17 protein-coding genes are annotated in these 14,833 nt (G+C 42.7%); 8 read left to right on the top strand and 9 right to left on the bottom strand.

Annotated features, from left to right (window positions below):
* Nucleotides 1-193: 193 nt before the first annotated feature.
* Complete coding sequence (locus tag IM319_RS03785) at nucleotides 194-655, bottom strand: PPC domain-containing protein (RefSeq protein ID WP_287078353.1); 462 nt, start codon at nucleotides 653-655, stop codon at nucleotides 194-196.
* 647 nt (nucleotides 656-1,302) lie between these two features.
* Between IM319_RS03785 and IM319_RS03780 the strand changes: the two genes are divergently transcribed.
* Nucleotides 1,303-3,510, top strand: coding sequence for a PhoX family protein (locus tag IM319_RS03780; protein WP_287734701.1), 2,208 nt, complete (start codon nucleotides 1,303-1,305; stop codon nucleotides 3,508-3,510).
* Nucleotides 3,511-3,596: 86 nt separating this feature from the next.
* Here IM319_RS03780 and infC read toward each other — a convergent pair whose 3' ends face one another.
* Nucleotides 3,597-4,127, bottom strand: coding sequence for a translation initiation factor IF-3 (gene infC, locus IM319_RS03775; RefSeq protein WP_002797889.1), 531 nt, complete (start codon nucleotides 4,125-4,127; stop codon nucleotides 3,597-3,599).
* A 424-nt stretch (nucleotides 4,128-4,551) separates the two neighbouring features.
* On the opposite strand from infC, the gene IM319_RS03770 reads away from it, so the two are divergent.
* The 5 genes from IM319_RS03770 (at nucleotide 4,552) to IM319_RS03750 (ending at nucleotide 6,989) form a co-directional block, all read left to right on the top strand.
* Entirely contained in the window at nucleotides 4,552-5,382 is an 831-nt protein-coding gene (locus IM319_RS03770; protein ID WP_287734700.1) for a hypothetical protein, read from the top strand.
* Nucleotides 5,383-5,464: 82 nt separating this feature from the next.
* A complete protein-coding gene (locus tag IM319_RS03765; RefSeq protein ID WP_353857176.1) occupies nucleotides 5,465-5,767 on the top strand; it encodes a HigA family addiction module antitoxin in 303 nt (100 codons plus the stop codon).
* A 126-nt stretch (nucleotides 5,768-5,893) separates the two neighbouring features.
* Complete coding sequence (locus tag IM319_RS03760) at nucleotides 5,894-6,421, top strand: hypothetical protein (protein WP_287734698.1); 528 nt, start codon at nucleotides 5,894-5,896, stop codon at nucleotides 6,419-6,421.
* A 68-nt stretch (nucleotides 6,422-6,489) separates the two neighbouring features.
* A complete protein-coding gene (locus tag IM319_RS03755) occupies nucleotides 6,490-6,774 on the top strand; it encodes a BrnT family toxin (protein ID WP_287734697.1) in 285 nt (94 codons plus the stop codon).
* Nucleotides 6,775-6,779: 5 nt separating this feature from the next.
* Nucleotides 6,780-6,989 (top strand): antitoxin, encoded by a 210-nt coding sequence (locus tag IM319_RS03750; RefSeq protein WP_287734703.1) that lies wholly within the window; start codon nucleotides 6,780-6,782, stop codon nucleotides 6,987-6,989.
* Between the two features lie 387 nt (nucleotides 6,990-7,376).
* On the opposite strand, the gene IM319_RS03745 is transcribed toward IM319_RS03750, so the two are convergent.
* The 7 genes from IM319_RS03745 to IM319_RS03715 all read right to left on the bottom strand — a co-directional run bounded on the left by IM319_RS03745 (nucleotide 7,377) and on the right by IM319_RS03715 (nucleotide 13,540).
* Complete coding sequence (locus IM319_RS03745) at nucleotides 7,377-8,318, bottom strand: trypsin-like peptidase domain-containing protein (protein WP_287734696.1); 942 nt, start codon at nucleotides 8,316-8,318, stop codon at nucleotides 7,377-7,379.
* Nucleotides 8,315-8,884 (bottom strand): COP23 domain-containing protein, encoded by a 570-nt coding sequence (locus IM319_RS03740; protein WP_287734695.1) that lies wholly within the window; start codon nucleotides 8,882-8,884, stop codon nucleotides 8,315-8,317. The genes IM319_RS03745 and IM319_RS03740 overlap by 4 nt, the downstream gene beginning before the upstream one ends.
* 472 nt (nucleotides 8,885-9,356) lie before the next feature.
* Entirely contained in the window at nucleotides 9,357-9,689 is a 333-nt protein-coding gene (locus IM319_RS03735; RefSeq protein WP_287734694.1) for a nucleotidyltransferase family protein, read from the bottom strand.
* A gap of 72 nt (nucleotides 9,690-9,761) precedes the next feature.
* The gene (gene purB / locus IM319_RS03730; RefSeq protein WP_287734702.1) at nucleotides 9,762-11,057 is read right to left on the bottom strand and encodes an adenylosuccinate lyase; all 1,296 of its coding nucleotides are present in this window, start codon (nucleotides 11,055-11,057) and stop codon (nucleotides 9,762-9,764) included.
* A gap of 184 nt (nucleotides 11,058-11,241) precedes the next feature.
* Complete coding sequence (locus IM319_RS03725; RefSeq protein ID WP_287734693.1) at nucleotides 11,242-12,576, bottom strand: FAD-binding oxidoreductase; 1,335 nt, start codon at nucleotides 12,574-12,576, stop codon at nucleotides 11,242-11,244.
* Between the two features lie 227 nt (nucleotides 12,577-12,803).
* Nucleotides 12,804-12,923, bottom strand: coding sequence for a photosystem II protein Y (locus IM319_RS03720; RefSeq protein ID WP_286827180.1), 120 nt, complete (start codon nucleotides 12,921-12,923; stop codon nucleotides 12,804-12,806).
* A 65-nt stretch (nucleotides 12,924-12,988) separates the two neighbouring features.
* Nucleotides 12,989-13,540 (bottom strand): gamma carbonic anhydrase family protein, encoded by a 552-nt coding sequence (locus IM319_RS03715; RefSeq protein ID WP_286827181.1) that lies wholly within the window; start codon nucleotides 13,538-13,540, stop codon nucleotides 12,989-12,991.
* A gap of 108 nt (nucleotides 13,541-13,648) precedes the next feature.
* Here IM319_RS03715 and IM319_RS03710 point away from each other — a divergent pair, with 108 nt between their 5' ends.
* Together IM319_RS03710 and IM319_RS03705 are read left to right on the top strand one after the other, a co-directional pair.
* A complete protein-coding gene (locus tag IM319_RS03710) occupies nucleotides 13,649-14,164 on the top strand; it encodes a TIGR02652 family protein (RefSeq protein WP_158202360.1) in 516 nt (171 codons plus the stop codon).
* Nucleotides 14,165-14,180: 16 nt separating this feature from the next.
* A complete protein-coding gene (locus IM319_RS03705; RefSeq protein ID WP_286827182.1) occupies nucleotides 14,181-14,639 on the top strand; it encodes a VOC family protein in 459 nt (152 codons plus the stop codon).
* The last annotated feature ends 194 nt before the right edge of the window (nucleotides 14,640-14,833 follow it).

Raw genomic sequence — 14,833 nt, 5'->3', positions numbered from 1 at the left:
GTGCCGACCCTTGGAGTGATTGGGGGGAAAATTCAGGGACTTTTTCCCTGAAAATTAGGTAATTGACCACCTGAAAATGGGTAAAACCCCACACCCCACACCCCAACCCCCAACCCCCAACCCCCAACCCCCAACCCCCAACCCCCAACCCCCAACCCCCACCGAAAAACTTTTTGCCGCAAACCCTAATTAGCTAATTTTTGCCCTCCACGGCCCGTAAACGGGTTAATTTCAGGGTAAATTTTCCTCCACCGGTTTCTCCGAAAGCTCTCACCCGAATAATATATTTACCCGACTCGGTAATGCGCGCAAAGAGGAGGGCATTAGTGCCACCATCGGGACCATCATCATTTTCCGCTACAGTGGAACCATCGGCGGCCAGGAGAATTAACACCCCATCAAAATTTTCCGATTTGAGATCGATGGCCACCTGATCGTCCTTGTCCAAATCTACGGTATAATCCCTAGCAAACCCCCCTTCACCTGTGGGAATATCTTTGTCGGTGAGAGTATCGTTAATTTCTTTATTGAGGATGAGGGGGACGGGACTATAGATTTTTTCCGCTCGCACCGGTAAAGATTGACCGCTTAACCAGAATAAAGTGAGTAAGACGCATAAACTAGAATAGCGACCAGTCAAAGGAAATCTTGTCATAGGGGCAGATGTTCGTTTTCTCAATCTCCCTATTCTACAAAAAACTGATAACTATCAGCAGTTCGACAAAATTAAATTCACACCCCAGAAAAGGGGAACACCAGAACTGCGGAACTGCGGAAGGGAAAAATATGTGTAATTAATTTTGTTAACTATGAACATATATTCCTTGCTGGTAAAACAAGTTAAAAATCCCCCTTGGAGCAAGGGAGCAAGAGGGAAGATAAAACCCGTTTAAGGTAATTGCTGTGATCATTAATTGACAATATTTAAAAGAGATTGATCGAAAAATGAACTAGAAGTTAAAAACTTAAAGAGGGTCTTTCCCTGGGCAAAGAAGCTAAAGACTGAGTGATATTATAGGCTTGACCGCGATAGGTAACGGCTACCTGTTTTTGAATGGTTTGAACGACACCACGGTTTTTTAAATTCCGAGGGAGGGATGGGATTTTCTTGCCTCTTTTTTCTCCTCCTGTCTCCGAGTCTCCTCACCTAACGGAAGATTTTTGATTTTTGCAGGAGAGCTTTTTAACTGGCTGTTAACTTAGTCATAACTTGGATACTGTATAATCCCTATGTCAAGTGTCCGTAATAAAATTTAACCTAATCAAGGTCTGAGTATCAGTTTTGACTTTATTACTGAAAATATGAGTATTTCTCGCCGTAATTTCCTCACCTTTTTAACTGCCACTGCCGGTGTCTCTTTTTTCAGTCTGCAAGAGAAAAAATATTCCTCTCTGATTAGCAGTCCTGCGATCGCTGCTAATAGTTTCGGGTTAAACTTTGCTGCAGTCAAACTGCCGATTCCCTTAAAAATTGACGGCATGAGCGATGAAAGCCAAAAAAGTGCCTATCAAACCTATAAAGTCCTAGATGATCTCGTTCTTCCTCAAGGATTCACCTATGATGTGCTGGCACAGTGGGGAGATAAAGTGGGTGATTCCCGTTTCGGTTATAACAATGATTATCTATCTTTTATCGAAACCAGTCCGGGTCAAGGTTATCTAACCGTTAATTTTGAATATATCAGTGGTCGTACTTGGCTACAAACCTTTGAACAAGTGATTGGTAAAACCCTACCCGTCAAGGAAGTACGGGAAAAAACGAACGAAAAGGGTGAAATTGCCGCCTATCACCTGCAAGATGCCAGCTTAAAGGCAAAAATCGAGGAAATCTCCCTAGAAGGCTTAATTGATCAGGGAATTGGCGTAATTTCCCTGGCTAAAGATGCAACAGGAAAATGGCAACGTACCTATAGTAAAGCCGATCGCCGCATTACTGGTATCTCTGGACTAAAGGACGGTCAATACCTAAAAGCGACCGGTCCTGCTGTAGCAATTTTTACCAAAACCGATAAACTTGGCTACGATGACGGATTAGGGGCAAAAATTATCGGAACGTTGCAAAATTGTGCCGGGGGAACAACGCCTTGGGGGACTGTATTTAGTGCCGAGGAGAACTTTCAAGACCAAGTGACGGAGGTAGTTTTAAAAGATGGTTCCCCTTTGCATCCCGATACTACTCCCTTTATTCTCAATAGTTCGGAAGTGGATGGCCGGGGTAACGTCTTCGGGTTAGCGGGAAATAAATACGGTTGGATGGTGGAGGTGGATCCTGCCAATCCCGACGATTATGGCACAAAACACACTTGGTTAGGGCGTTTTCGCCATGAAGCCGTCGCTTTTCTCGCTCAAACGGGGCAACCCTTGGCGGTTTATTCAGGATGCGATCGCAGAGGCGGTCATGTCTATAAATTCGTTTCGGAGGGCAAAATTAGCGATATTAAGCAGAAAAATAACTCAAAACTCCTAGAAAAAGGAATGCTCTACGGGGCCAAATTCAACCCCGATAAAACCGGTTATTGGATACCCTTAAATCCCGACACGGAGATAAATCCCGTCCTACCGAGTCAAATTGCCGCTAGTCGGGGGGATGGGGTGGTAGCTTTGCCGAATCCCGAAAGAACGGTCAATGAGACTAAATTACTGCTATTTAAGGACGATGAGGAGATTCTAGCCTACAAAGCTAAATATAAGACCCTCGCGGACCTGTATGAAGGTAATGGGACGGAAAAACAGGGAGCAATTCTCGTCGATGCTCATTTTGCCGCTAACGCCGTTGGGGTCACTTGTACTGGTCGCCCAGAAGATACGGAAGTGGACGAGAATGGCACTTTATATATGACGTTTACCTCTGGTAGTCCCAGTGAAGCGGAGGGAGGAGCCGATAAGGAGATATTTAAGGGGCCAAATGGCGAAATACCCTACGAATTTGGTTGGATTATCAGCTTAAGGGAAGATAATAACGATGCTGCTTCCTTAAGTTTTCGTTGGGATGTGGTCGCTTATGGAGGGGAACCGACAGAGAAAGGTGAGGGTTTTTCTAATCCCGATAACCTCGCTTTCGATAAACAGGGAAATCTCTGGATGGTTAGCGATATTTCCACGGGTGGGTTAAATCGAGAGATGAAAACTCGTTATCCCCAAGGGGTCCCGGTTAGTCAACGGGATTTATTGGGTATTTTTGGCAATAATAGCGCTTGGGTGTTTGCCAAGGGTCAAGAGCATCCCTATCCTTTTGCTATCGCTCCCATGGATGCGGAATTAACGGGATTGTACTTTACTCCCGACCAAGAGACGTTATTTTTGGCAGTACAACATCCGGGAGAAGCGGGGGGAATTCGTCGGGATTTGGCCTTTGAAAACCGCAAATTTGTCCTTAAAACCACTAATGGGCAGGAATTTGAACAAATGCGGCAAGTACCCCTAGGGTCGAATTGGCCCAGTGGTCAAGTTAATCAACCTCCCCGGCCAGCAGTGGTGGCGATTCGGCGAACCGAGTCAAAATCTGGATAATACATTTGTTTTAGATTATCGGTTTCCCTTCAGGATTTCCGAAAAACAAAAAAGGGGTCTTAGCCCCTTTTTTCCGGATTAGTTAGTTATTTTTTCGGCGATAACATCATCATCATGTTACGACCTTCTTTTTTTGGCGCTTGCTGTACCTCAGCCACATCCTGTAAATCTTTGGCCATGCGCGCCAGTAATTCTTCCGCTAGGTTGGAGTGTTGAATTTCCCGGCCTCGGAAGGTAATCGTCGCTTTTACCTTATCTCCCGCTTTTAAAAAACGTTGCGCTTGGTTGACTCGCACGTTGTAGTCATGCTCATCGATTTTATAGCGCATTTTAACTTCTTTTATATCGGCTGTATGCTGTTTTTTCTTGGCTTCGCGGGCTTTTTTCTCCTGTTCAAACTTGTATTTGCCATAGTCCATAATCCGGCAAACGGGAGGACTTGCCGTTTCACTGACGAGGACGAGATCAAGTTCCTTTTCTTCGGCCACGCGCAAAGCTTCGGCAGGAGTAATAATTCCTAGTTGAGAGCCGTCGCTATCGATAACGCGGATTTCGGGAAAGCGGATTCTTTCGTTAATTTGGGGGAGATCGCGAGTAGTGCGTCTTTTATCTATCACAGGCGTTCTGGGTTATCTCTATTCTAGTTAGTTAATCGGTTGGAGTTTACAAAATGATTTACTTGTTATTCTACCTACTCGATCGAGTTTCTTGGCCAATTGTTAAGTTTTCTTGCAATGTTAATTTTTAGCCGCCGGCCGTCAGCCGCCGGCCGTCAGCCAGATAAGCTGTTGTGCATGGGCCTTGTCAGACTAAGACCCTATACTCTCAGGAATCGATCGGTAAGGTGCGTTCCCCCTCGTTGCAGCAGGGAACGCACCCGACAAAATCTCTCAGGAATTGATCGGTAGTTATAATATTGTTACGGCGGATTCATGTTTGTTCTGGTAAATTCTCCACCCTGAAAGGTTTATCCAATAAGGAATTGGCTGTACCAGAGGAATAAAGTAACTGCTGTATGCCATCAACAACCATCGTCAACCAATGATCCCTAAACTACCCCTTTCTAGGAAAAACAATCAGAAAAAAAGTCATCCATCCGGACAGCCCTCTGTAAGTTCTACCACACCAGAGACAAAATCAAAACAATCGATCATTACAAGGATCGGTCAACTATTACCTTTCTGGACAAACAATCAGACAAAAAGTCATCAATCCGAACAACCCTCTATAAATTCTACCGAATCAGAGAAAAAAAACACGATCCCTTCATGGCTAATGAAATTCGGGCAAAAAAGTTTACTGATAGCGTTCGTGACTGCATCGGGTTCGGTTATAGTTACTTTTATCACTAATCCCGATAAGGTTCAACTTTGGCTAACTATGTTATTCCCAAAACCTGTTTCCTTCTCTTGCGAGGGGATCACTGTTCAAATCCCGCAGAATTGGCAACAACTTGGATGTCAATCTGTCGCAATTCCTGATGTTCCTGACGCTACCATCATTCCCAGAACTTTTCTCAGCGATGAAAGCAATTCTCCTAAAATACGCTTGATTATCGAAGAACTTTATGAAAATGATATTACTTTGCAAAAATTTTACCAGAAAGAAAAACAAAAAGCACAATCATCAATAAATAACAAGAAAAATACTTATTTTACAGGGAATGAAGAATTTCAATTCAAGGGTAATTCAGCTTACGAATTAGTTTATGAGGCAGACAATATTAAACGAAGAGATATTGGTTTTTTATACAGAAAAAAACAATATAAGATTCGTTATGAAGCCAGTACCCAAGACTTTAATAAGTATGAAAAGGAAGCGAAAGAGATAATCAATTCTTTGAAGTTAGATTCAGTTAAAGAAGCGAAATAGTCTATAATTAAAAGTTTTCGCTGTCAAGACACAGAAATCCTGTCATGTTGAAATTGTTGATGATTATTAAGGGAGGTTGATGATGAATAATTGGAAAAGCTCCATTCACCCCGTTGAAATTCTTGCGGATGAATTAGAAGAAATTGATCTTACTATCTCTCAGCTTGCCCAAAAAATTTATGTATCGTCAGAAACTCTCTATCACATCCTACAAGGAGACGCGAATCTCACGGGAGATATTGCTTTAAAATTAGGACGTTTCTTTAATACCGGTGCAGAATTGTGGATGAATTTACAGAAGGCTTATGAATTGGATGTAGCCAGAGAAAATCTAGGCAATAGGCTAGAAGAAATCATTCCTTATCAATCTATTTCTTCTCTATAAATTGATTAAATTCTCATCAAAATAATAGGATTTACTGGACAATGCTTCAAATATAATGATCTGTGCTACGATCTCGGCTATAATAGCATCATTCGGTTTTCTTTATTGTGTGAGGAGTCACCTGATATGGTTTACAGAACATCGGCTTTTGGTTTACTCGCTTTGACCTTATTAGTTTCGGGGGTTAGCGTATCGGCATCTCAGAGAATGACAGGGGTAAGGGAAAGCCAAGTCAACGACGGAATCAATAGCCGTAGGGACACACAACTACTGGCACAAGCCAATGTTAATGAGTATAAATGGTATGAGGCAGCTTTTCAAGGTTGTAAACGTAATGGTCCAAGCGTGCAATGTGCGGTGGTGGTTAGAGGAAAAGCAGGTCATTATGCTATTGCGCGATGCCAGGAAGGAAATCTTACTAGATTATTTGACACGTCTGGTAATGTTTATCCCTGCGCTAAAATAAAGATTGGTAATCAAGAAGCTCAAAGTCACTTAAAATTGAAATTTCCTCAAGGAACACCTGTTAAAGTAACGCTAACGTTCAATAATGTTTCTTCTCAGGTCAACGAGTTTTACAAAATTGAAATTAGTTTTGGCTATATTGGTGATACTGATCTTCTAGAATTCGAAGATATTAAATTACCTAGATAAACGCCTATAATCGTCATGCTTCAGCTTTTGATCAAAGTTCAAAATCGTTAATCTGTCTCTACTCCGCGATGCAACCCTTAACCTTTGAATGGGACATAGAAAAGAACCGAGTTAATCAAAAAAAACATGGTGTTTCTTTTGAGGAGGCTAAATCTGTTTTTTATGATGATAAGGCAATTCAATTTTGGGATGATGACCATTCAGAACAAGAAGACCGATTCTTACTTCTGGGAAAAAGTTATAAAATGAGGATATTGCTCATTGTTCATTGTTACCGAGAAGAAGAATCAGTAATTAGAATTATTTCAGCCCGAAAAGCCACTAAAAACGAAAGTCAACAATATAGAGGATAATCATGATGAAACGTGAATATGACCTTGCTAACATGAAAAGTCGTCCTAATCCTTTTTCTCAAAAATTAAAACAACAAGTCACCTTACCTTTAGGAATTGAAGTGATTGAATATTTTGAGAAGAAAGCCAAGGAAAAAGGTATTTCTTATCAAGAGTTAATAGATTTATATCTTCAAGATTGTATGACCAATCAAAGAGAGTTATCTTTTGATTAATGCTTTAAGTTCCTTCCTCTGTGGAGTAAAGTTTATTTTAAAAAATTATTATAAACAATCCCATAACCGACCATATAAGATAGTTCCCTCGCTTTGCCAAGGATCTCGATATTTATATAAGTCATCTAACTCATTATAATTATTATAGATGGGTACTGGCAAACCGAAAGGAATTTTTTCTATTTTCTCGCCATACACAAACCAAATCGGATAAAAACCTCGATTAGTTTTTTTTCGAGAGTATAGGCTATTGGGAGAAAGATCTTTTGATATTTCTTGAATATTGTTAAACCATCCTACCTTCTGAGCAAATGCTGTATATTTATCGATGTTCGACTCCGGGTTATCTCTATTATATTCACTGTGATATGCGCTGTAAATGCCTCTTTATACTTTGAAGCCGTATTCTCCACCAGAGGCTTGTTGCCACTTTACATCTAGATATTTTAATGTGGAACATTCTAGATTTTTCACCTCAAAACTATTTAGATCACCTGACTGATCCGCATCACCTTCTTTTAATAAAATCTCCCAAGTTTTATCATTTGCTGCTCCCCATTTCTTAGCCGCTAGTAATTGCTCCAAAGTTTGATTGGGAGAGGGAAGAGGGGAAGATAATCTTTGAGAATTCCGAATCGCTTGCCACTGAGGATATAAATCAATAGGAATCGCTAAAGGTGAAGATTTATTCCCAGAAGCGTCTTTATCTGCTTCGACTAATATTCCGACTAATTCACCATTTTTATTGACAACCGCGCCGCCACTCATTCCGACTTCCGTTGCTACATCCATCTTCAGCGTCGCCCCCTTTTTCCCTTTTAGTAGAGCATCAGGAGGTAATCTATCAGTAAATTTACCCGGTTTAAGGGTGGAAGTAGATAGCCTTTCTGTAATCAGATAGGAAGGAAGCGGATAGCCAGAAACGGTTAGATCATCGGTGGGTTGTAATTGCTGGCTATCTCCTATATTCGCCGTTCGATATTTAGCAGAACTTTGTATTGTAATCTCCGCTAGATCGTAATCGTCAATTTGCTTAATATTTTTCTCATTAATGATGTGGCTACCGATTATTTGCTGATTAGAAGGATTAAAAATTAAAACTTTATAGTTTCTCTTTTCTTGCACCACATGATATGCTGTTAGAATCGTGTAGAATTGTCCTTGCTGGCGAACGATTACCCCAGAACCTCCATCCTCTTTATAGCTTCCTTCTACATCAATTCTGACGGTAATCTCCTTTAATTGTAATTGGTCAAACTGAGCGATCGCTACAGGAAAAGGTATCAATATCGAGACAATACCCAACCAAGCGAACCATCTTTTTATCATTGTCTTTCAGTCCTCGATCGCTCCACTTCTTCGAGAAACTTCTTGACATGAATATAAACCTCTCGGTGAGTCTCCCCATAATAAAATCGAAACTCGCCCGTTAATTTTAAATCCGTCCGATGGCGAAGGGCTAACATTTTATCTAAAACTCTCTCCGCGTTCTCCCCCCGCTTTAATTTGACGATAAGTTCTCTTTCGGTATCGCAAGCTTTATCTTTGGGTTCCTTGACAAAACAAATGATCGGATAATTATCCCTCGATTTTCCCGTCCGTAAAAAAGAACGACTCCAGGTTTTATCGTCAAGTCTTGCTTGAATGATCTCAGAAACTTCCTTACACCGCTCTAGTGGCTTTTCCCCGGCAACTTCATCCACCCAATAAATAAATGGTACTAAATTCCCCGGTCCGTTCTCGATCATTGTCGTGGGAACTTTTTGCCTCGTGGAAGGATAGCTTTCTGTTTTACAGGTAATTTTAGGCGATTCCGTTCGCCCTTGTTGTGGGGTGAAACAATTAGAAAGCATAACAACAAATGCCAAGGGGAAATAGCGCCAGAAAACATTCATCGCGGTTGTCGCAAGCGAGAAGTATATGCCGCGATTGTATCTTGACATCCTCGCCGCCGTAAAACGGACGGCGATTCCTCACCACGCCACTTTTTTAGGGTGGTCGCGTCAATGGGGTTGACGCAGATAGCGAAAAACGCTTAATTGCTTAAGTCTGACTCTTTCGACCCGTCCGTTTTGAGTGTCCGAATGCCCTCCGGCCACTTTGAACAAGTCGAAAAAATCTAATGTTCAACCTTATTTCCTAGAAAGTTTTACTCGGTCAAGGCCGAATTTGAATTCTTTTCTGAACAAAACCCCCTACTATCTGTTGTCAAGGTTCAGTTTTTAGCTTGGTTATCGCTTTTTTATTCTAGCTTAAAGCCGTCCTAAAAGGACGGGGTTTTAACCCAAATTTTCGATAATCGGTAAGGTGCGTTCCCTGTCGTCGCAGCAAGAAACGCACCCGACAAAATCTGCGGATTGCAGCATATCAAGCAGGAATTGGGGATCCCGTTGCATAAATCACTTGAGCCGAAGAAAGGATTTGATTACGGCGTAGGTAGTTGCGACTGGTGGCAATGCCTTGGCGGGTAATCAGGTCAACATCTCGATCGAAAATGCTTTTTAGCTCTGCTTCCATTTGGTCTAGGGTGCTGAATGTGGGGTGAGCTTCTGGATGAAATTCCACCATAACATCAATGTCGCTGTCGGGGCGGAAGTCTTCGCGCAGGACGGAGCCGAATAGAGCAAATTCGGTTACTTGCCAGCGATCGCAAAACTGGGCAATTTTTTCTATCGGTAGGTCGATCGCGGTAATCGTCATGGCATTGTTACTCCCAAGGTTTCAAGTTGCCGATCTCAAAAACGTGGCCGATAGCTGATCACTGAAAGCTCCTTAAATATCTAACCTTTGGTAGATGCTATTAAGATGATTTAGGTGCTGCTGAGGATCAAAGCAACTTTCGATCTCGTCGGGGGATAAAATAGCGGTAACTTGCTCATCTTGACTGATAAAAGCTTTAAAATTGCCGTTATCGGTGTTCCAAGCGCGATGGGCGTTTTCTTGGACGATTTTATAGGCAGATTCCCGGCTAATTCCCTTACTCACTAAAGTTAAAAGAACTCTTTGACTGAAAATCACGCCACCGTAAACATTCATATTCCGCTTCATGTTTTCGGGATATACCAGCAGATTTTTGACTAAATCGGTGATTTCCTTGAGCATAAAGTGGGTCAAAATGCAAACATCCGGCAGCATTACCCGTTCTACGGAACTATGGGAAATATCTCTTTCGTGCCAGAGGGCGATATTTTCTAAGGCGGAAACGCTATGACTACGGATAATTCTCGCCATTCCCGTTAAGCGTTCTGAACGGATGGGATTACGTTTATGGGGCATAGCGGAGGAGCCTTTTTGTCCTTTGGAAAAGTATTCCTCCACTTCTAGGACATCGGTTCTTTGCAGGTTGCGAATCTCCACGGCAAAACGTTCGATCGAGGCCGCTAATAAGGCTAATTGTTGCACATAATCGGCGTGTCGATCGCGCGAGATCACTTGAGTGGAAGCGGTATCCGGTTCTAATCCTAACTTCTGACAGGTTAACGCCTCAATTTTGGGGTCAATATTGGCATAGGTTCCCACTGCACCGGATATTTTACCGATGGCGATGTCTTGGCGCAAGCGAATTAAACGATCGCGTCCCCGTAGCACTTCCGCTAACCATCCCGCTAGTTTAAAGCCAAAGGTGATCGGTTCGGCGTGAATGCCGTGGGAACGTCCTACCATGACTGTATAACGGTGTTCTTGGGCGCGATAGCGCAGGGCTTGAATAAAATCTTCTAATTGTTCTAAAATCAGGTTTAAACTGGCGACTAATTGTAAGGACAGGGCAGTATCTAGTACATCGGAACTGGTTAAACCCAAATGAATATAACGCCCCGGCTCGCCCACATATTCGTTAACATTTGTTAAAAAGGCGATGACATCGTGGCGTACTTCTGCCTCTATTTCTAAAATGCGATCGGGATCAAAATTAGCTTTTGCCTTAATTTCTGCCACTGCATCCCCGGGAATATAGCCTAATTCTGCCTGCGCTTCACAGACGGCTATCTCTACCTCTAGCCATGTTTGATATTTATATCTATCCGTCCACAAATTCCCCATCGCAGGGAGAGTATAACGCTCGATCACTATTAATTCTTCCAAGACAACCGTTTAATTGTATCGGATCGGGGCAAGTCTGGGAATAGGCAAGGAGCAGCGGGGAGCTTTGTTTTCCCCACTCCCTTTTTACCGGTTAGTGTTTTAGGTTCGATCCCCTCCGTTTTACGGCGGCGAGGATGTCAACTTGTTTAATCTAGCCTGAATCGAACTCCTACCCCCTTGCTTCAATCCATGCTCGCATTTTACCCGGATTGTTCAATCCGTAGGGATCGGCGAGTTTTTTAAATTCTAGTTGCAGGGGATTAATCTGTCTGCTGCCGCCATCTTCCATGATATAAGTGTGAGGATTGGCAATGGCTGCCCCCTGTTGTTCATAGATAGCAATAATCTCATTTAATCGAGTTTCTGTGGTAAATTCTAGCAAGGGAAGACCGGCGGGAATAACTTTACCTTGAAATTTCAAAAATTCTAGGTGCATCATTATTTCCTCCCCAAAATAATTATAGAGTTTCTCTACCGTGGCTAGATTAAAATAAAAAGCTTGTAGATAAGTTATTTTGGGGTTAAAACTACGCGCATGGAGAGTGGTATGATTCCAAGTAAATTCTAAGATACTGTTGCCTTTTTGAGTTTCTTCTGGCGTTTTATAGTAAGTAAGTTCACCATTATATTCTTTAATTAAAGACTCTAATGCAACTCGATCGCCTGCCGATACTATTAACAAAACTGCCGCTTTTCCTGTGGTTAAATAATCCTTAAGAGCAGTAAAATAAGCGGGAATTGGCCAAGAGTGAACACTAACCATTTTCTTGACAATGCCATCACTATCACTGAGAGCTTGACCGAATTTAGCGGCGGTGATAAAATCGGCAAAAGTAACGATAAATTCTGCCCAAGGATAACAGGGAGCGAGGGCTATTTCTAACTCGGTAATAATGCCATTTGTTCCGTAGGCATGATTGACTTTTTCTACCTCATCCCCCCGTAGTTCGATAATTTTTGGTTCCGCTTCTAGGGTGACTAATTGCAATGCTTGCAGATTGCCCCTATCCTTTAATTGTCCATAATTAATCGAACCCATGCCCACACTGCCACCCCCGATAAAACCGCCAATTGTCGCCGTCCGATAGGTAGAGGGAGCCATTCTTAATTCCCAACCGATTTCGCGAGCTTGTTTATCAAAAAATGCCATTTTTACCCCCGCTTCTACCCGGGCTGTACCCGGTTCGATCGAGATAATTTTTGTTAGTTTGGTTGTATCTAAAATTACTCCTCCCTGCAAGGGAACACATTGACCATAATTACCTGTACCCGCACCTCTAACTGTTAAAGGAATTTGGTATTTAACGCAGGTTTTAGCGATGTCAATAACCTCTTGGCTATTCTGGGGACGAATGACTAAATCAGCCCGTTTATCTCGCAGTTGTGCCTCTAAAATGGGACTAAAATGATAATAATCTAAGGAAAGTTTCGCCACTTGCCCCGGATCGGTGATAATTTCCAGATAGGAAAGTTCTTGAATGAGATTTTGACAGTTAGATTTCATGGTTAAGTAGGGTTTGCTGAAAAAGTGTATTGGTGGGGTTAGGATTCAGGATTCAGGATTCAGGATTCAGTCCCGATGAAAAAATTTTCACCACTAGAGATGAAATAGGTTTCCTTCCCTACACCCCACACCTCACATCCTACACCCCAAGCTGCGATCGCCGCTTAGGGAAAAATTAAAAACCGATCGCCTAGGCGGTCGGTTTTACTAAGAACTATAAACTTTTATTAACTTTGTTTGCTGAGAAACTGTTGAGCTTGTCTAATAGCGGCAGCGCCGATATTGAAGAAAGCCCAGCCAGCAGCGATAAGCAAAGGGGTTAAAACGATTAACACTCTCCAGTCCATAGATTTCGTTCTCCTCGATCGGTGCTTAAAAGATTGTTACTTGATTCTCATCTTATATTTATACCCTAATCCGCCCGTTTTGGGAATCCAGTATCAGTAGCTTTTCCCCCATGAACGAGGGCAAGTTTAGCATAGCGCTCGGCGTGTTCGATCAACTCTTGAGCCTCCTGTGGCGACACTTCCCGGACGCGTTTAGCAGGAATGCCCACCACTAAAGATCGCGGTGGTATATCTTTTGTGACGATACTACCCGCCCCGACAATACTACCCGCCCCGACGCGCACACCATCGAGAATCACTGCCCCAATGCCGATTAAACAACCGCGTTCAATATGGGCTGCGTGAATTACCGCCCGATGCCCGATGGTGACATAATCTTCAAGGATAGTAATTTTGCCCGGATCTCCGTGTAGGATCGCCCCATCTTGGATATTAGTATAAGCCCCAATTTCGATGCGTTCCACGTCGGCGCGCAATACCGCCCCATACCAAACACTCACCCCCACAGCTAGGGAAATATCGCCCATTACCGTGGCATTAGGGGCGATAAAAGCCGCTTGACTGACATCGACAATCGGCCAGAAATTAGAAGTTGATCTTAAGTTATCTAAAGACATGAAAGGAACTGCACTAAAGTCGAAAGAGAATACCCGTCCAATTTGGTGGGGTATAGTATGGATAGGATTATTGGTACAAAGATAGCAATTTTTAGTTTAGGTTCTTCCATGATCAATGCAAGTTTACAATACCCTGTTTTTGGCCCCGATATCCATTGTCCTCACTGTCGGCAGCTAATCCCCGCCCTCACTTTGACGGATACCTATTTGTGTCCGCGCCATGGGGCTTTTGAAGCCGATCCCAAAACGGGTGAGTTGGTTCACTTGCAGTCAGGACGACATTGGCGACTCTGGAATGGTGAGTGGTATCGTCAACACACTCACCCGGATGGTATTCGTTTTGAGATTCACGAAGCACTCGATCGCCTCTATACTCAAGGATTTAAGGCGACTAAAGTAATTATTGCCAACCGTTATCGCGATTTAGTTAGTTCCTACCTAGAACGTAACACCGCTTGGCGGGGTAATGGACCGGGTGAAGCCGCTATTCCCCGTCTCTACGGTTTACCAGTAGAATTTAGCCCCGATGCTCCCGATGAACCCTGTTGGGATGTAATTAATTTTGATCTGGAAAAAGAACCGGGGGTTCCCAAGCGTTATCCCTATTTTCGTCTTTTTGACTGATTACTGATCACTGAAAATGCACCATGCTTCTATTCGTACCGCTAATATCCATCGGGCGATCGCTTTTTACCAACTTCTCGGTTTTACCCTAGAGGAAAGATTCACCACGGGTTATACTTTGGCCTGTTGGCTAACGGGGTTAAACGGACGCATCGAATTAATCCAAATTCCTCAACCGAAACCCGCCCCCGATGCCTTTAGTGATCAGCATTATGTGGGTTATTATCACTTGTCTTTTGACCTAACAGAAAATGTCAGCAACTTACCAGAATGGTTAGAAAAATTAACAAATAACTTTCAGCAAGCTCATCAAGAGGATGCCGATTTATATCAACCTTTAAACATTCTTTTGCCACCCCAACAACAGATGATCGGCGATCATGTCTATGAAGTCACCTTTATTGCCGATACAGACGGGTTACCCCTGGAATTTATCCGTCGTTTAACGCCGAAATCAGCGACCAAGGTATTGTAAAGTTTCAATACAAATATAGTCAGATATAGTCAGGCATTGTAATATATAGACAGGAAACTATCAGACTAGGCAAAAAAAACAGGAATAAGTTATCGAACGGCTTGGAGGTGGTGGAAACAAGGGAATTTAACAGGCTATCAATTGCCTTCTGGTACAATTATCACAACGGATAACAACCCTTCAAAACCCGACGC

Source organism: Microcystis sp. M113S1 (genome assembly GCF_020246945.1).
Lineage (GTDB): Bacteria > Cyanobacteriota > Cyanobacteriia > Cyanobacteriales > Microcystaceae > Microcystis.
This window is presented reverse-complemented; position numbering and strand designations above follow the sequence as displayed.